General features: G+C 37.1%; 14 protein-coding genes. 7 read left to right on the top strand and 7 right to left on the bottom strand.

Annotated features, from left to right (window positions below; translation table 11 throughout):
* The first annotated feature begins 168 nt into the window (after nucleotides 1–168).
* From coaA to ACFINC_RS05545, 3 genes are all read left to right on the top strand, one after another.
* Complete coding sequence (gene coaA / locus ACFINC_RS05535) at nucleotides 169–1,113, top strand: type I pantothenate kinase (protein WP_375616489.1); 945 nt, start codon at nucleotides 169–171, stop codon at nucleotides 1,111–1,113.
* A gap of 13 nt (nucleotides 1,114–1,126) precedes the next feature.
* Complete coding sequence (locus ACFINC_RS05540) at nucleotides 1,127–2,494, top strand: M17 family metallopeptidase (RefSeq protein WP_375616448.1); 1,368 nt, start codon at nucleotides 1,127–1,129, stop codon at nucleotides 2,492–2,494.
* Between the two features lie 165 nt (nucleotides 2,495–2,659).
* Entirely contained in the window at nucleotides 2,660–3,523 is an 864-nt protein-coding gene (locus ACFINC_RS05545) for an NlpC/P60 family protein (RefSeq protein ID WP_375616490.1), read from the top strand.
* Between the two features lie 1,558 nt (nucleotides 3,524–5,081).
* Here ACFINC_RS05545 and mutT read toward each other — a convergent pair.
* From mutT to ACFINC_RS05560, 3 genes are all read right to left on the bottom strand, one after another.
* Nucleotides 5,082–5,495 carry an 8-oxo-dGTP diphosphatase MutT gene (gene mutT, locus ACFINC_RS05550; RefSeq protein ID WP_375616449.1) on the bottom strand — a complete coding sequence of 138 codons (414 nt, stop codon included), beginning with the start codon at nucleotides 5,493–5,495 and terminating at the stop codon, nucleotides 5,082–5,084.
* 126 nt (nucleotides 5,496–5,621) lie between these two features.
* Complete coding sequence (gene argJ, locus ACFINC_RS05555) at nucleotides 5,622–6,854, bottom strand: bifunctional glutamate N-acetyltransferase/amino-acid acetyltransferase ArgJ (protein WP_375616450.1); 1,233 nt, start codon at nucleotides 6,852–6,854, stop codon at nucleotides 5,622–5,624.
* A 129-nt stretch (nucleotides 6,855–6,983) separates the two neighbouring features.
* Entirely contained in the window at nucleotides 6,984–7,937 is a 954-nt protein-coding gene (locus ACFINC_RS05560) for a peptidylprolyl isomerase (RefSeq protein WP_375616451.1), read from the bottom strand.
* 434 nt (nucleotides 7,938–8,371) lie between these two features.
* Here ACFINC_RS05560 and secA point away from each other — a divergent pair, with 434 nt between their 5' ends.
* From secA to prmC, 4 genes are all read left to right on the top strand, one after another.
* Nucleotides 8,372–11,089 (top strand): preprotein translocase subunit SecA, encoded by a 2,718-nt coding sequence (secA, locus tag ACFINC_RS05565; protein ID WP_375616491.1) that lies wholly within the window; start codon nucleotides 8,372–8,374, stop codon nucleotides 11,087–11,089.
* A gap of 10 nt (nucleotides 11,090–11,099) precedes the next feature.
* On the top strand, nucleotides 11,100–11,519 hold the full coding sequence (locus ACFINC_RS05570) for a Fur family transcriptional regulator (RefSeq protein WP_375606771.1): 420 nt from the start codon (nucleotides 11,100–11,102) through the stop codon (nucleotides 11,517–11,519).
* 222 nt (nucleotides 11,520–11,741) lie between these two features.
* Entirely contained in the window at nucleotides 11,742–12,818 is a 1,077-nt protein-coding gene (gene prfA / locus ACFINC_RS05575) for a peptide chain release factor 1 (RefSeq protein ID WP_375616452.1), read from the top strand.
* On the top strand, nucleotides 12,815–13,681 hold the full coding sequence (gene prmC / locus ACFINC_RS05580; RefSeq protein WP_375616453.1) for a peptide chain release factor N(5)-glutamine methyltransferase: 867 nt from the start codon (nucleotides 12,815–12,817) through the stop codon (nucleotides 13,679–13,681). The genes prfA and prmC overlap by 4 nt, the downstream gene beginning before the upstream one ends.
* Here prmC and nrdF read toward each other — a convergent pair.
* From nrdF to nrdH, 4 genes are read right to left on the bottom strand one after another with little or no spacing between them, the layout of a single operon-like run.
* Complete coding sequence (gene nrdF / locus ACFINC_RS05585; RefSeq protein ID WP_273722534.1) at nucleotides 13,678–14,652, bottom strand: class 1b ribonucleoside-diphosphate reductase subunit beta; 975 nt, start codon at nucleotides 14,650–14,652, stop codon at nucleotides 13,678–13,680. The two genes, prmC and nrdF, sit on opposite strands and share 4 nt — an antisense overlap.
* An 11-nt stretch (nucleotides 14,653–14,663) precedes the next feature.
* The gene (gene nrdE, locus ACFINC_RS05590; protein WP_375616454.1) at nucleotides 14,664–16,814 is read right to left on the bottom strand and encodes a class 1b ribonucleoside-diphosphate reductase subunit alpha; all 2,151 of its coding nucleotides are present in this window, start codon (nucleotides 16,812–16,814) and stop codon (nucleotides 14,664–14,666) included.
* Entirely contained in the window at nucleotides 16,796–17,194 is a 399-nt protein-coding gene (nrdI, locus tag ACFINC_RS05595) for a class Ib ribonucleoside-diphosphate reductase assembly flavoprotein NrdI (RefSeq protein ID WP_375616455.1), read from the bottom strand. The genes nrdE and nrdI overlap by 19 nt, the downstream gene beginning before the upstream one ends.
* Complete coding sequence (gene nrdH / locus ACFINC_RS05600; protein ID WP_005774163.1) at nucleotides 17,194–17,418, bottom strand: glutaredoxin-like protein NrdH; 225 nt, start codon at nucleotides 17,416–17,418, stop codon at nucleotides 17,194–17,196. The genes nrdI and nrdH overlap by 1 nt, the downstream gene beginning before the upstream one ends.
* Nucleotides 17,419–17,919: the final 501 nt, after the last annotated feature.

The raw sequence follows: 17,919 nt of genomic DNA on the forward strand, positions 1-17,919 counted from the left end.
GACCTATTATCTTGAAGAAGAGAGCATGAAAAACAAAATTTACTTGAATACAAAGCCGTTCACATGTCCGTTCTTAATCGATTGCTGCGGCAAAAAAATTCTCGACCAATAAAAATGATTGATACGACTATACAAAAAATTAATCAGGAAAATAATCTGGTCAAATCCATTTCTGACCGATATTCCCCCTACCGTGTCTTTACTGCACAACAATGGTCAGAGTTTCGTGCGGATACACCTCTTACTTTGACTTTTGATGAAATTAAACGTTTACGCTCTATGGATGATCCTATCGATCTTGAGGAAGTTCAACGCATTTATCTTTCTTTATCGCGTTTGTTATCATGCCATGTTGAAGCCGTACAGGAACTTTTTCACAAACGTCAGAAGTTTCTCCATCAAGAAGAAACGAGGAAAACGCCTTTTATTATTGGAATTGCTGGTTCTGTAGCCGTAGGAAAATCAACCACCGCTCGCATTCTTCAAGAACTATTGAAAAGATGGACATCTAGTCTTAAAGTTGATCTGATCACAACGGATGGTTTTCTCTATCCTAACGCAATCTTACAGCAAAAAAATCGTATGAATCGTAAAGGATTTCCTGATTCCTATGACATTAAAAAATTGTTATGCTTTCTTTCTGCTATAAAAGCAGGTGTCGGAAATGTTCGTGCCCCGCTTTACTCACATATGATCTATGACGTTCTAGAAAACCAAACAATTACCATTGACCATCCTGATATTTTAATTGTTGAAGGTATTAATGTATTACAGGTCAGTGATCTTCCTAAAGATGGGAAAGCCATTCCTTTCGTATCAGATTTTTTTGATTTTTCGATTTATGTCGATGCTGAAACAGAAGTCATTCGTCACTGGTATTTGGAACGTTTTAAGCGTTTGCGTAAAACAGCTTTCCAAAATCCTGAATCCTATTTTCATCGTTATGCCCACCTCAATGAAAAAGAAGCCTCAAAAATTGCTGAGGATCTTTGGCAAACGATTAATTTAAAAAATTTACAAGAAAATATATTGCCAACACGACCAAGGTCCAATCTCATTCTACGAAAGGGAAAAAATCATTTGGTCGAGTATGTCGCACTTAGACGACTATAAGGACTTCATAACTATGCATCACCACTCCATTCATTTTACCTCAACGCGTATCGATAACAGTTGCCCTATCATCTTGGTAAATCAAAGAAGTCTTGCCAACTTATCACTTGATGCGTCAACAACAGCATGGATAAAAGTGAATGACTTTACTGGAAAAGAAGGACAAATACTCTTTGTTCCTCACGAAACGGGGCATTTAAAAAAAGTTTTATTTGGAATTGGCAATGGTAACGACCCCTTTATCACAGGACTTCTTGCTCAAAAGCTTCCTGCTGGTCAATGGCATTTAGAAGGTGAAAGCTCTGATGAAATAAATGCCTATCTTGGATTGGCATTCGGCAGTTATCAATTTAATCGCTATCGTCAAAATTCTTCTTTCAAATCATTATCCATCCATGTCAATGAGGTCGTTGATCTTAATGAACTCCAACGAATTTATGAAGCTGTCTTCTTTGTCCGTGATCTCATTAATATTCCAGCCAATGATATGAACCCTGATACTCTCGAAAAAGAAGTACGACAACTAGGAAAAATTTATGGTGCTCATGTCCAAAGTATTTGTGGAGATGATCTCTTAACCCATAACTTTCCGATGATTCATGCCGTAGGACGAGCAGGCAGTACTCCACCACGACTGATTGAGTTACTCTGGGGCCAAGAACATCATCCTAAAATAACCTTGGTTGGCAAAGGCGTAACTTTTGATACTGGAGGACTCGATATTAAATCAGCCAATAACATGTTGCTTATGAAAAAAGATATGGGCGGTGGAGCAAACGCTTTGGGATTGGCTAAACTTATCATGGATGCAAAATTGCCCTTCCGTCTCCGTGTTTTGATTCCAGCCGTAGAAAATGCAATTTCTGCCAATGCTTACCGACCAGGTGATATTCTCAAAAGTCGTAAAGGCTTAAGTGTTGAAGTGGGCAATACAGATGCTGAAGGGCGACTTGTCCTTGCTGATGCACTCGCCTATGGTGATGAAGAAAGTCCACAATTCATGCTTTGCATGGCTACTTTAACAGGAGCAGCACGTATAGCATTAGGACCAGATCTTCCCGCATTTTATTGTAATGATTCAATATGGGCACAACAAATTTCTGAATCTGCTCACGCTGTTTTTGATCCTCTTTGGCAAATGCCCCTTTGGAAACCTTACCAAGAGATGTTATCATCACCAATTGCTGACCTTAACAATGTAACTGGAAATAGCTTTGCTGGCTCTATAATCGCTGCTTTATTTCTTAATTCTTTTGTTGAAAAAACTGAACATTTTGCCCATTTCGACCTTTATGGATGGGTTCCAAAAGAAAAACCAGGGTATCCTATTGGTGGATCAGCGCAAACTATTCGTACCCTTTATAATATTTTTAAAAAATGAAGTTTAACACAAAATATCCACAAAGATGGACAATTTTGCAGTTTTAGGAACAATTGCTATCGTATTAAACTCTGTTCTTGGTTTTATTGGAAGATAAAAATCTTACCAAGACAGTTTTCGTGAGTCTTCTTAAAGGTGAGACGCCCAAAAATGGAAAGCAAAAAAATGATCTCTAAAGACCCAAGACTTTATGCATTCAGAGATGATCTAGCAGATCAACGTCTTGAAAAAGAAATTACAGCTCAGCGCTTTGTTCAAGGTGAAAAAAGACGCGTTAATACAGCGATCGCTGGACTTTTTAAAGAAAATAATAAAAAAAGTGAAAGACAAACAGAATGCTTATTCGGAGAAGAACTTCTTATTTTTGAACAAGGGGAAACAATGTCGTGGGGACAATCACTCAAAGATGGTTATGTCGGTTATATTGATACAAAAGCTCTTTGTACATCAACCATAAAACAAACACATGTGGTTTCAGTACCACGCACATTTAAATATTTACACGCTGACTTACGTGGACCGATAGAGTCCCCTTTATCTATGGGAAGCAAAGTCAGTGTTGTTGATGAAATTGAAGTCTGTGATACAACGTATTCTATTCTTGAAAATGGAAACGCTATCATTACGAGCCATCTCAGCCCCATTGGACGTGTATACGAAGATTATGTTACTGTTGCAGAAACCTTTATTCATACACCTTATCTTTGGGGTGGTGTCAGCGGTTTTGGAATTGATTGTTCGGGACTCACCCAACTCTCTATGATGATGACCGATCAAATAGTTTTACGAGACACCGATATGCAGCAAGAAACTATAGGTAAGCTTCTTACAGACACTGATAAACTTCAACGAGGCGATTTGGTTTTTTGGAAAGGTCATGTGGCTATTATGGTTGATCATGAAAATATTATTCACGCTAATGGTTTTTCTATGGACGTTATGATCGAGCCATTGGAAGAAGCAATTACGCGTATCGCTAAAAAAAATCAATATCCCATCGCAAAACGTCGCCCAATTCAAAAAACTTAATACATGCCTCCTATAAAAAATTAATTGAATGTTTTTTATTATACAACAAATTGATTTATAAGGATAATTATCCATTATTCACTCTGTGTCAAGCCTTCTAAATATCGTAAAATTCTTTCATTTCAAATCGGTTTTTATGTTGAATCAATCAAAATCGCTTGCTTGTTCATCACAAGCAAAACTGATGTATAAGTAAAAATATCCCTTCTGAATGCTCTCAAATGCCAAGAGCTATCATAATAACATTGGGACCAACTTACTCCTTCATAAGCGTAAGGGTAGTGGTGCTCAATAGATTTTATATTATAAGGCTTTACCGTTATACCATTCACGAATGCCGGCACGAAAATTGCGAGATGTCTCTTTTAAACAACCCCGTAAATATGCAACACAATAGCGTTCTATATTACGTAAGGGATATGTCCCTCTTAATCAAAAGCAACATTTTTGATCTTTTCTTAAAGTTCATATTCATTTAGAAATCTTTATCAATATTCGCCTATCTTTAAATACTGAGAAAACTCATCGACCGTCTTACTGAAGAACTTTCATTAAAATATCATATAGTCAATTATAAATCGTATTACATAACTTAAATAAGAGTTCCTAATATTATCGTATTTTACTATTTCAAATACCTTTATTACAAGTCAATAGAGAAATAAGCGTATTATTTAAAAAAAATGAAAATAAAGATTACTACGCAGATTTATTATTTCTTTTCTATTCAGTTTTATGTTTTTTTAAATATACAAAAATAATATATCCCTTATTTATATACTTACTTAGGTAGCTTTTTCTTCATCTCTCATACCATAGATATGTATGATATATAGTTCTCTAAGAAGTCTTATTTTCATGTTTTCTTTTATATTTAATCATTCATTAACCGTATGTTTTATTTTTTTTAAAATTATTTTTTAAATTACATACCACTCTTTTTATTCGTACGTTATTGAACATTTTTTTGATTGGGAAATCGTATAACATCAAGAAAAATAAAACTTATGATTACAAAACAATACGTTATTATATAATATATGTATTACATATGATAATTAAGTTTTTGGTCATGTAAAACAATCTCTAACAATAAACACAAAGTGTTCTTTTTTAAAGCATTTTTTGAAATTTTTCCTATTATCGATACCTTATGAAATAAATACTCCTAATATCTCTCAGTGCATCGAAGACAATCTCTCAATGATACAAGTGAAAAATATAAATCCATTATCTGCCACCATTTTTATGCTTATAAAGCGTGCAAAGGCATCATTATATACTTTGCTAATTCTCAATGTTGCGATAACCCTTGGCTATTGGAGAGTGTTCTTTCAGCACGTATTTTATTTCTTTCTTAAATAATTTTATCCACCTGACCCGCCCCGCTTGGAACGTGAAAAAGAATGATTTTGATTAATTTAAAATAAGACAGTTTTGAAATGAGAAAATTTTTTACGACCCTGGACTTCCCTATTCAACATAAAAAATTATAAATTATCATTATAACTCAATATACTGATTTATAATTTAAGCAATATTTCCTTCTTATAACACATCAAAGAAGATGACTTTTTAATACCTGAACCAATGGCTTATCAGCATCAGGCATCGGGTATTTATCAAGATCACCAATAAAAACCCATGATAAGTTTTGCCCTTCTCGCCCTTGCGCAATGCCCTCATAATGGTCACAAAGATACAATGGCATTAAGAGATGAAACGTTTTATAGCTATGACTTGCAAATGTTAAAGGATGCAAATTATTTGGTTGAACATAAATACCAAGCTCTTCCTCTAGTTCACGAATCAATGATGCTTCCGGAGTTTCACCTTGCTCAACCTTGCCACCAGGAAACTCCCATAAACCAGCTAGTGATTTTCCTTCAGGACGCTTAGTTAGCAAAACACGATTATTCTGATCGAACAATGCGCATGCAACAACAAGAAGAATGGAACTTTTTATATACATATTACTCGCCAATAGGGATCATAAAGATAACTGTCTTTATCTATCATATCCCCCCTGCTCCTAAAAGAACTTACATCCTTCATTTTTTCTAAAAAATAATAAGCTATTAAATATAAAATGCATCCGTTAACTTCTATAATTGCTGTTGATCATAACGTACTCTTTTGTTAAATCGCAAGACCAAACTGTCGCTGTACCATTACCCAAACCGATATCAACACGAATTGTGATATGCTTACCTTGCATATAAGTACCTATTGTCTCTTCACAATACTCAGAATCTCGTTCGCCATTGATCGCCACACGATGTTCACCAAACCAAATTGTCAACAGATCACGCTCTACTTCAATACCTGCCTTACCTACCGCCATAACCACCCGCCCCCAATTGGCATCTTCACCGGCAATAGCCGTTTTTACAAGTGGCGAATTTGCAATTGACAAAGCAATCGTTTTTGCAGCATCGTTTGTTGTAGCACCAATTACATTAACCTCAATTAAATGACGAGCACCTTCACCATCACAAACAATTTGTAATGCAAGCTCGTGCAAAAGTGCACTCAAGTGCTTTGAGAATACTTCATAACGCGGATCTGTTTTACATCTAATGCAGGGAAAATGTTCTTTTCCTGTCGCAAACAACATAAGCGTATCTGAAGTTGAGGTATCACTATCAACAGTAATTGAATTAAAAGAACCCTCAACTGCCTCTGATAACATGGATTGGAGTGCATCCGAAGAAATAGTAGCATCACTTACAACAAAAGAGAGCATTGTCGCCATATCGGGCGCAATCATACCAGCACCTTTTGCAATTCCATTAATGGTAACAGTCTCTCCCCCACAGTCAAAAGTGCGCGTCGCAAGTTTTGGAAATGTGTCCGTTGTCATTATGGCTTTTGCAGCTTCCAACCAGTTTTCTTCTTTTGCTGTCTCTGTCATACTTGGTAAAAGATTGATAATACCCGAGGCATCCATTGGCTCACCAATAACACCTGTGGAAGCTATAAAAACTTCATTTTCTCTAACCTTTAAAACATTCGCTGCTGCACAAATAATTGCATTGGTTGTGTGCTTTCCTTTGCTTCCTGTAAAAGCATTTGCATTTCCAGAATTCACAACAACACCTCTAGCAACCCCATGAGGAAGCGATGCGCGACAATGCTCTACAGGAGCAGATGGACATTTAGAACGTGTAAAAACGCCTGCCACACTCGCTGGCTCATCGAATATAATCAAAAGAAGATCTGTACGACCTTTATATTTAATCCCAGCTTCAGCTGTTGCTATCCGTACACCAGATAAGGGAGAAAGCTCCTGGATCTTTTGAGGCGACAAAGGAGAGATTTTCAAAACCACAATATGCTTTCTATAAAACAAATGAAATGATTGCAGATCAATAACCTCTCATAGACAACTGCTAGACTTTTTGAACAAAACCAACCTAGCAAATTATCTATTAAAGAGGCTATCTACTTATTTTCCTAGCTATTCCGTATCTTCTTCATCGGACGTCTCATCGGGAAGCAGCGTCCCATTTTGATGAAGCGATTCCATGATTTTTGTAACATTAGGATCAGGGTATTTCACATCTATCTTACTACGTAAATCAACAATCAGTTCTTGATAGCGCTTTTTTATCAGCTGTGTACGCAACATTTCTTTAACATCATCAAATGCAGGAGGTTGTTTTACACGACGATCTTCTAATTTAATAATATGCCAACCAAAAGGACTTTCAACGGGTTGTTTCGTGTATTCGCCAACTTTTAAACCAAATGCTGCATCTTCAAAAGGCTTAACCATTTGACCATGGCTAAAATAACCAAGATCACCTCCAACAGCAGCGGAACCATCTGTTGAACTTTTCTTTGCAATCTCTTCAAAATTTTCACCTTTATTTAAATGCTTAATGATAGCTTCTGCTTCTTTTCTCGTTTTGACCAAAATATGACGTGCTTTAACCTCATCCTCTTTAGGTAAAGCAGCGACTTCCTGCTTATAAAGAGCTTCCAAATCAGTATCCGATATTTTGTCAACAATCGTCTGTTTAAAATAAAGCTGTTGAAGAACATTATCACGCATAACTGCCATACGTTTATCGTAAGCTTCTGTCTTATCAAGACCCTTGCTTCTTGCTTCTTTTGCAAGTGCTTGCATATCCAAATAAGCTTTTAAGACCATAATACGACGTTGTTCATCAGGAAAACGTGCTAAATTAGGATTTATTTCAAGTGCTAAATCATCCAATTGACCTGCTGTAATATCCTTCCCGTCAATAACTGCCATAACATGAGAAGGAGAAATTGCTTTTTCAGAAGCTTTCTCCAAAGTTTTTAAATCATTCGATGGTGAATTCACACCTTCTTGGGCTTTCACCCCTAAACTTGTACTTGCCAATAAAGTTGATGCTAAAAACAGCGTGATAAAGTTGAATTTCATAAATATACTCCTTAAAAATGAAGGCAGGTTCAAGATTCCAATTTTCTTTACCATAACACTTTATTCTTTAAATATAGAGAAATAAATTAGTAATTTCATTGTAAAAAGTATAAAATCGTTCTTTTATCTCAGTTTCTACAACCCTATTTAATGCAAATGAAAAACATGATCATAGAGAAAAATGACATATTGTATCTTCAATTACTTTGTATTGTATCAGTTAAATAGCATACCTAAAGTTGACATAGCGCGCTTAGCCTCTTATCTCTACGTTACAATTAAAATGGAAAATTGCACACCAGCAAGTATAATGGTACCATCTGCATTTCATTATATCTCTAATGATATCAGAAAACTTAAAGAAAATGTAGAGAATGGGGAAAACGTATGAATTACCCAACAAAAGTGACAATAATTAAAAGAAAGGGCCAGTGATGGTCGGTTTAGGTGTTTTTGCACGTAAATTTTTTGGTTCAGCTCATGAGCGACGCCTCAAAGCACTCCGCCAAAAAGTTGCACAAATTAATGCTTTGGAAGAACAATTCGTAAAATTAAGTGATGAGCAACTTTGCCAAAAAACAGATGCTTTTCGTAAACGTCTTAGTGAAGGTGAAAGTATTGATTTACTCTTACCAGAAGCTTTCGCAACCGTTCGTGAAGCAGCAAAACGTGTTTATGACATGCGTCCTTTTGACGTACAACTTATTGGTGGAATGGTCCTTCACGAATGTGGCATAGCTGAAATGCGTACTGGTGAAGGTAAAACATTAATGGCCACTCTACCAATTTATCTCAATGCATTGGAAGGTAAAGGCGTTCATGTTGTGACAGTAAACGATTATCTCGCCAGTCGTGATGCTGAAACAATGGGGAAAGTTTTTAGTTTTCTAGGACTTACAACGGGTGTGATTCTCCATGATCTTGATAGTGATGCTCGCCGCAAAGCCTATGCATGTGACATCACCTATGCCACAAATAATGAACTAGGTTTTGATTATTTACGTGATAATATGGCCTTTGATCATAGTCAAATGGTCCAACGTGGACATCATTATGCAATTGTCGATGAGGTGGATTCTATTCTCATTGATGAAGCCCGTACGCCCCTTATTATTTCTGGTCCTCTAGAAGATCGTACTGACTTCTATAACCTTATTGATACATTTATTCCTGCCTTAACTCCAGAAGACTATGAAATAGACGAAAAACAAAAAACATCGACCTTTACCGAAGTTGGTACTGAAAAAATTGAAAAAATGCTCGAACAAGCTGGGTATCTTAAAGGTGAAAGTCTTTATGACATAGAAAATGTCGCTATCGTTCATCATGTTAATAATGCTCTAAAAGCTCATAAACTGTTTGCTCGCGATAAAGATTACATTGTTCGCAATGATGAAATCATTATTATTGACGAATTTACGGGGCGAATGATGCCTGGGCGGCGTTATTCTGAGGGACTTCATCAAGCGTTAGAAGCTAAAGAGCATGTTGCTATTCAACCAGAAAATCAGACACTTGCTTCTATCACTTTCCAAAATTACTTCCGTATGTATAGAAAATTATCTGGCATGACTGGAACTGCAACAACAGAAGCCGAAGAATTCAGAAATATTTATGGTCTTGATGTTGTCGAAGTCCCTACAAATTTGCCAATACAACGTATTGATGAAGATGATGAGATTTATCGAACAGCAGAAGAGAAATATCGGGCAATTGTGCGTGATATCCGTCAAGCACACGAAAAAGAACAGCCTATTCTTGTTGGAACAACCTCTATTGAAAAGTCAGAACAATTGGCAGAGCGTTTGCGAAAAGAAGGCATTACCGATTTTAGAGTCTTAAATGCTCGCTATCACGAACAAGAAGCATACATCATTGCGCAAGCAGGCGTTCCTGGAGCTCTCACCATTGCAACCAACATGGCAGGACGCGGTACGGATATACAGCTTGGTGGTAATGTTGAAATGCGCATCCGACAAGAGTTACAGGATATCCCCGAAGGTCCAGAACGGACAGCTAAAATTGAAGAAATAAAAAAAGATGTCAAGCAACTTAAAGAAAAAGCTTTAGCGGCTGGAGGGCTTTATGTTATCGCTACTGAACGTCATGAAAGCCGTCGTATTGATAACCAGCTTCGTGGACGTTCTGGTCGCCAAGGCGATCCTGGTCGCTCAAAATTCTTTCTCTCTCTTCAAGATGATCTTATGCGTATCTTTGGCTCCAACCGTATGGATGGTATGCTGCAAAAACTTGGATTGAAAGAAAATGAAGCTATTATCCATCCATGGATTAATAAAGCCCTTGAAAAAGCACAAAAAAAGGTCGAAGCACGAAACTTTGAAATTCGTAAAAATCTACTAAAATATGATGATGTCATGAATGATCAACGCAAGGTTATTTTTGAACAGCGTATGGAGGTCATGAACGCAGATGATTTATCAGAAATGATCCTTGAAATGCGCAATGAAGTCGTAGAGGATCTCGTAGAGGCTTATATTCCTTCAGGGACATATTCTGAAAAGTGGGACGTAAAAGCTCTCGAAGAAGAACTTCAACAACTCTTTAATCTCGAACTTCCAGTGGAAGAATGGGCAAAAGAAGATGGAATTGCTGAGGAACAAATTTTAGAGCGTATCTCAGATGCCGTTACAAAACTTGAAAATGATCGTACTGAACGATATTCTCCAGAAGTTATGGCTTATTTTCATAAAGCAGTATTGCTCGAAACTATTGACACGTTATGGCGCGAACATCTGGTAAGTTTAGACCATTTGCGTTCTGTTGTTGGGTTTCGTGGTTATGCGCAGCGGGATCCACTCAATGAATATAAGACAGAATCATTTGAACTCTTTCAAAATATGTTGAAAAATTTGCGCAGAATTGTCACTTCTAAACTTATGCGCTTTGAAATTATTCAACAACCCACAGAACCAACCATGCCTAAGCAAACGGATGCTGTTTCATCCGTCTTTAATGATCAAAGTCAAGAAAATGCTCCCACTTTATGGGCACGATCACAAGAAAATAGATTTGTTAATCCACAAGATCGTGACCCTAACGATATAACTACATGGGGGAAAGTTGGACGTAATGAGCGTTGTCCTTGCGGTTCAGAGAAAAAATACAAACACTGTCATGGAGCCTTTGTTTGAAAAGTAAACTATGCAAATGAATAAAAAGCGAAATTATGAGCAAGAATTGCGCACAGCTGGTTTAAGAGTAACACGTCAACGACGTGTTATTCTTGATATTTTGACGGATACAAATGATCATCCCAATGCATTTGAAATTTTTCAGCGTGCAAACAAAATAGATTCGAATATTTCACTCTCAACGGTTTATCGAACCATGAAAATATTAGAAGGAAATGGAACAATTCATCGCCATAGCTTTAGTGGTGGTCCATCTCGTTTTGAGCAAGCAGATGGGCAACATCATGATCATCTCATTGATATAGAAACAGGACAAGTTATCGAGTTTCATTCTGATGTTATTGAAAAGCTGCAAGAGGAAATTGCAAAATCCCTTGGCTATGATATTATTCATCATCGCCTTGAACTTTACGGAAAAAAAAACTCTTAAAAAAATGATTATATATCATTAGATAAAATACCTCAGGCAAATCAAATTTTATAAAAATTTACCTTTAAAATATAATAGTTTTCATTGGCAAAAAAAAAGAATTGCTTTATTACCTCTTTTTGTATGATGCTATACGGTAATTCATTGCCGATATTATCACAAAAAATCATTGCAAAAAAATATTATAAAAATTGTATTATGAAAAATTAGGCCAGTATTATCATGGTTTCTTTGCCACAAGATCGTATGAAACAGCTTGAAAAGCGCTTTGAAATAATTGAAAGCCAAATGACAACAAATCCAAATGCTGAAACATATGTCAAATTAGCTTCTGAATATGCAGAACTACAACCCGTTATTGCCTCTATACGCGCATTAAATGCTCTTTACGAAGAGATTACAGAATTAGAAACGATTATCAACGATAAACAAACAGATATCGAGATGCGTAATCTTGCCCAGGAAGAGCTACCATCGTTATATAAAAAAGGAGAGCAATTTGAAAAAGAACTCCAGATTCTGCTTTTGCCTAAAGATGTTGCTGATGAAAAAAGCGCTATTATTGAAATTCGAGCAGGAACGGGTGGATCAGAAGCAGCACTTTTTTCCGGTGATCTTTTTCGCATGTATGAACGTTATGCCCATGCTCACCATTGGAAAGTAGAAGTTATTTCACTCAGTGAGGGGGAAGTTGGCGGATATAAAGAGATTATTGCTAGCATTTCAGGAAAAGGTGTTTTTTCTAAATTGAAATATGAATCAGGTGTCCATCGTGTGCAACGCATCCCTGAAACAGAGACAGGTGGACGTATCCATACATCTGCTGCTACCGTTGCTGTACTTCCAGAGGCTGAAGATATTGATATTGATATTCGTCCTGAAGATATTCGTATCGACACAATGCGTGCATCTGGAGCAGGAGGACAGCATGTTAATACAACGGATTCAGCTGTTCGTATCACGCATATTCCAACAGGAATTATGGTCGTACAAGCAGAAAAATCACAACATCAAAACCGAGCACGAGCCCTTCAAATTTTACGGGCACGCTTATTCGATATCGAACGACAAAAAGCGGAAAATGAACGTTCAGCTTCCCGTAAGAGCCAAGTTGGTTCTGGTGATCGTTCAGAACGTATTCGTACCTATAATTTTCCACAAGGACGCATCACGGATCACCGTATTAATCTGACCCTGTATAAGCTTGATCGCATTTTGGAAGGAGATCTTGATGAGCTTATTCATGCACTCATCTCAGATCACCAAACAGCACTGCTGATGGAAATGGACAATAATTGAACAAATATTCTTTCAAAAATGTCATCCAACAAACTCAAGAAAAATTGCGCATGAAAGGAATTTCTGAAGCCAATCTCGATGCGAAAATACTCATTGAATGGATAACAGGAATAAATGCTGCTGAAAGAATTTCTCAACCAGATATGCCTCTATCTTCTGAGCACATTACACAAATAGAACAGGCTGTCCAACGGCGGATTGCAGGCGAACCCGTCTACCGTATTATAGGAGAACGAGAATTTTATGGCATATCCTTCGCTTTATCTCAAGAGACGTTAGAACCCCGTCCTGATACAGAAACGTTGATAGATCTTGTTCTCCCTTTCCTCAAAAAATATGTCGAAAATTCGAGAAAAATAACACTCCTTGATATGGGGACAGGAAGTGGCGCCATTGCCATTGCCATTCTTAAACAAATTCCACAATCCTATGCAGTCGCTGTCGATATTTCTGAAGATGCCCTTAAAACAGCGACAAAAAATGCAAAAAATGCTGAAGTAATACATCGCTTCACACCTCTTCTTAGCGATTGGTTTGATTCTGTCACTGGTCGCTTTGATTTTATTGTTTCCAATCCACCTTATATCCCCGCAAAAGATATCAAAAAACTTGCAAAAGAAGTGCGCTTACATGATCCATTGCGCGCTCTTGTCGGTGGAAAAGATGGTCTTGATTTTTATCGAAAGCTCGCCCATGAAGCAGCCAACTACTTAAAAGAAAACGGCACTATCGCTGTTGAAATTGGTTACTCTCAAGAAAAAGAAGTTTGCAATTTGTTTGAAACAAATGGCTTCCAATGTTTAGAAATGCGCAAAGACCTCAGTGGAATACCCCGCGCACTTCTATTTGCATGCAAACATTAAAATTCCCAATCATCATCCGTGGTAGCAACCGCCTTGCCAATGACATAAGAAGAACCAGCCCCTGAAAAAAAGTCATGATTTTCGTCAGAATTTGGTGATAAAGCTGCCAAAATAGCGGGATTAACACGACAAACCTCGGGGGGGAAAAGAGCTTCAAAACCTAAATTCATTAAAGCCTTGTTAGCATTATAATGAAGAAAAATTTTAACATCTTCCGTCAATCCAAGTGCATCATAAAGATCTTCAGTATATTTGCACTCAATGTTATAAAGGTCAAAGAGCAGGTTAAAAGCAAAATCTTTAATTTCTTGTCTTTTGGCTTCATCAAGCTTTGCAAAGCCCAATTGGAATTTATAACCTATATAATAACCGTGAACCGCTTCATCACGAATGATCAGTCGAATGAGATCTGCTGTATTGGTTAACTTAGCGCGACTGGCCCAATACATGGGCAAATAAAACCCAGAATAAAATAAAAAGCTTTCCAGTAAAGTAGAAGCAATTTTTTTCTTGAGTGGATCATTTGCTTCATAACGCTCAAGTACTAATCTAGCCTTTTTCTGCAAATGAATATTTTCTTCCGACCATCTAAATGCATCATCAACTTCTACCGTCGAGCAAAGGGTTGAAAAAATAGAGGAATAAGAACGTGCATGAACCGCTTCCATAAACGCAATATTCGTCAAAACCGCCTCCTCATGCTCTGTTATCGCATCAGCCAGAAGTGAAATGGCTCCTACAGTATTTTGAATTGTATCGAGAAGCGTTAATCCTGTAAAAACACGAATTGTTAATTTACGTTCTTCATCCGTTAAGCTTGACCATGAGGGAATATCATTGGAAAGTGGAACTTTCTCAGGTAACCAAAAATTCCCAGTTAAGCGGTTCCATACTTCAAGATCTTTTTCATCATGCAATCTATTCCAATTAACAGCACACACAACAGGATTTTTGGTTGTAATCTTTGTCATATGATGACCTCCTATAAACTGCACGAAACACAGCCATCTACTTCTGTTCCACTTAATGCTACTTGCCGCAGTCGTACATAATAAATACTCTTGATACCCTTTTTCCAAGCATAAATTTGTGCGCGGTTAATATCACGTGTGGTCGCTGTATCGGGAAAAAATAATGTTAATGAAAGACCTTGATCAACATGCTGTGTTGCAACAGCATAGGTATCTATAATTTTTTCAGGCCCAATCTCATAAGCATCTTGGTAAAAATTCAAATTCGTATTATCCATATAAGGAGCGGGATAATAAACGCGCCCAATTTTTCCCTCTTTGCGAATTTCAATTTTTGAAGCAATTGGATGAATAGAAGAAGTGGCATGATTAATATAGGAAATAGATCCCGTGGGTGGAACAGCCTGTAGATTGCGATTATACAACCCATACTTAACAACTAAATCTTTTAGTTCCTGCCAATCCTTTTGACTTGGAACAACAATATTATTCCGTGCAAAAAGCTCTTGCACAAGCGCAGATTCCGGTTTCCATTCTTTTTCAATATATTTTTCGAAAAAACGTCCATCTGCATAAGCTGATTTTTCAAACCCTGCAAACATTTCTTGACGTTCGCGCGCAATTAAATTGGAAGCACGTATGGCGTGATATGTCACAATATAAAAATAGATATTGGTAAAATCAATCGCTTCTGGAGACCCATAATAAATCTGCTCACGCGCTAGAAACCCATGCAAATTCATTTGTCCCAAACCAATCGCATGACTTTCGGCATTGCCTTTCGCAATGGAAGGTACACAAGCAATATTGCTCATATCCGAAACCGCAGTAAGAGCACGAACAGCAGATTCTACGGTCTGTCCAAAATCAGGACTTTCCATTGCTTTGGCAATATTCATGGATCCAAGATTACAGGATATATCACTTCCAATCGTGCGATACGTTAAATCTGTCTCCAGTTCACTCGCCTCACTCACCTGCAAAATTTCTGAACATAAATTGCTCATACTTATGCGCCCAGCTATCGGATTTGATCGATTAGCAGTATCCTCAAATAAAATATAGGGATAACCTGACTCAAATTGAATTTCCGCTAGTGTCTGGAAAAAAACGCGTGCACTTATTTTCTTTTTACGAATCTTTGCATTATCAACAAAGGAGCGATAATGCTCCGTTAAAGAAATATCGCTAAAGGGTTTGCCTGTAACACGCTCAATATCATAAGATGAGAAGAGGTACATATCCTCATTATTCCGTGCAAGCTCAAAAGTAATATCAGGAATAACGACACCAAGCGAAAGCGTTTTGATTCTGACTTTTTCATCAGCATTTTCACGCTTTGTATCCAAAAACTTCATAATATCTAAATGATGAGCATGCAAATAAACAGCTCCAGCCCCCTGTCGTGCCCCAAGCTGATTGGCGTAGGAAAAAGAATCCTCCAAGAGCTTCATCACCGGTAAGACACCTGAGGACTGATTTTCTATTTGCTTAATTGGCGCTCCAGCCTCCCGCAAATTGGTCAAACAAAGCGCCACACCTCCACCACGTTTTGAAAGCTGCAAAGCCGAATTAACCGAACGACCTATCGATTCCATATTATCTTCAACACGTAGCAAAAAACACGAAACCAATTCACCACGTTGTTTTTTGCCAGCATTTAGAAATGTCGGCGTTGCTGGTTGAAAACGTCCTGTAATAATTTCATCCACAAAACTTTCAGCAAGAGCTTTATTCCCTTGTGCTAAATATAAAGCCACAAGACAGACACGATCTTCATAGCGTTCAAGATAACGTTTCCCATCAAAAGTCTTTAGCGTATAGCTGGTATAGTACTTAAATGCGCCTAAAAAGGTAGGAAAACGAAATTTAAATGCATAAGCACGTTTAAAAAGCTTTTTAATAAAAGAAAAATCATAAAGCTCAAACAAAGCTTTTTCATAATAACCTTCTTCTATTAAGTAATCTATTTTTTCCTTCAGATTATGAAAAAAAACTGTATTCTGATTAACATGCTGAAGAAAATATTGCCGTGCGGCAAGCCGGTCCATATCAAATTGAATATGACCATTTTCATCATAGAGATTAAGCATTGCATTCAGCGCATGATAATCAGTAATCTGTTCTGATTTCTGCGACTGTTCTATACCAATTGTTTCCAAAATCTTTCCAATCCCTTTTTTACACAAATAACGTCTTCATCAGTTCCACGCAGCTCAAAACGATAAAGGCAAGGGACACAACATTTTTCAGCAATAATCTTACTTGCTAAATTATAATAGCGACCAAAATTACGATTCCCACCACCAATGACACCACGAATTAATTTGCGGTTTTCAGCTTCATTAAGAAAATGGATAACGGCTTTTGGCACTGCCCCTCTTCCTTCACCATCTGCATATGTAGGAACAACCAGTACATAAGGCTCGCTAACCAATACAGAGGGCTTTCCTTTATCAATTTTGAAAAGTTTTTGACCAAGCTGCGAGACAAAATGTTCTGTATTACCCGTTGCACTCGAATAATAAACAATAAGCCCCATTAAGCACAAAGACCACTAATCATATCTGGTCTAAAACCAGACCAATGATTCTCACCACAAACAACGACAGGAACCTGACGATACCCCAGAGATTGAACAAAACTGTATGCTTGTTCATCACAGGAAATATCAACAACACGATAATGAATGCCTTTTGCATCAAAAGCACGGCGTGTAGCATCACATTGGACACAAGATGGTTTGCTATAAATAGTGATCGACATTTTCTTCAACTTTCACAATTCAAAACAATCAACCCTACCTAAGAGAGTCAATCTAATAATTTTATAGGTACTCAAGAATAACAAACAACAGAAATCGTACGCAAAACGTATTATTATTTTCAAATAACACACAGCTTTCTAAACATAACAAAATCCCTCATCAAATAACTTCAAAGACTATGATGAGAATAAGCGATTATTCTACAACTTAAATAACCCCCCAGTTATAAAACAATCTTTTGCTTAGCAAAAAATTCCCTCCTGCTGTCTAAAAAACTAACGTTCTAAATCACCGTTTTCAAGAGTCTTTTTTTACTCTTTTACGGCAAAAATCAATTACAAAAACGAAAGGAAATCCTTCTAAAAGAGATCTTTCAGCAAGAATATCGCTATACCCTTGCTCAACAAACTTTTACGATAACATTGGAAATAACTTAGACACCAAACGAAACACACTAACACCCTCTCTTGTGCTTATTTAGAATCACCAATCATTTTGAT

Origin of the sequence: Bartonella sp. AP58NXGY, from assembly GCF_042195785.1 — a bacterium.
In the GTDB taxonomy this organism is placed as follows: domain Bacteria; phylum Pseudomonadota; class Alphaproteobacteria; order Rhizobiales; family Rhizobiaceae; genus Bartonella.

What these genes read in the sequence shown, in the direction of transcription:
- ACFINC_RS05545 (WP_375616490.1), top strand. Translation starts at nt 2,660, where the DNA reads ATGATCTCTAAAGACCCAAGACTTTATGCATTCAGAGATGATCTAGCA.
- secA (WP_375616491.1), top strand. Translation starts at nt 8,372, where the DNA reads ATGGTCGGTTTAGGTGTTTTTGCACGTAAATTTTTTGGTTCAGCTCAT.
- nrdF (WP_273722534.1), bottom strand. Translation starts at nt 14,652, where the DNA reads ATGACAAAGATTACAACCAAAAATCCTGTTGTGTGTGCTGTTAATTGG.
- ACFINC_RS05560 (WP_375616451.1), bottom strand. Translation starts at nt 7,937, where the DNA reads ATGAAATTCAACTTTATCACGCTGTTTTTAGCATCAACTTTATTGGCA.
- nrdI (WP_375616455.1), bottom strand. Translation starts at nt 17,194, where the DNA reads ATGGGGCTTATTGTTTATTATTCGAGTGCAACGGGTAATACAGAACAT.
- nrdH (WP_005774163.1), bottom strand. Translation starts at nt 17,418, where the DNA reads ATGTCGATCACTATTTATAGCAAACCATCTTGTGTCCAATGTGATGCT.
- ACFINC_RS05540 (WP_375616448.1), top strand. Translation starts at nt 1,127, where the DNA reads ATGCATCACCACTCCATTCATTTTACCTCAACGCGTATCGATAACAGT.
- prfA (WP_375616452.1), top strand. Translation starts at nt 11,742, where the DNA reads ATGGTTTCTTTGCCACAAGATCGTATGAAACAGCTTGAAAAGCGCTTT.
- mutT (WP_375616449.1), bottom strand. Translation starts at nt 5,495, where the DNA reads ATGTATATAAAAAGTTCCATTCTTCTTGTTGTTGCATGCGCATTGTTC.
- ACFINC_RS05570 (WP_375606771.1), top strand. Translation starts at nt 11,100, where the DNA reads ATGCAAATGAATAAAAAGCGAAATTATGAGCAAGAATTGCGCACAGCT.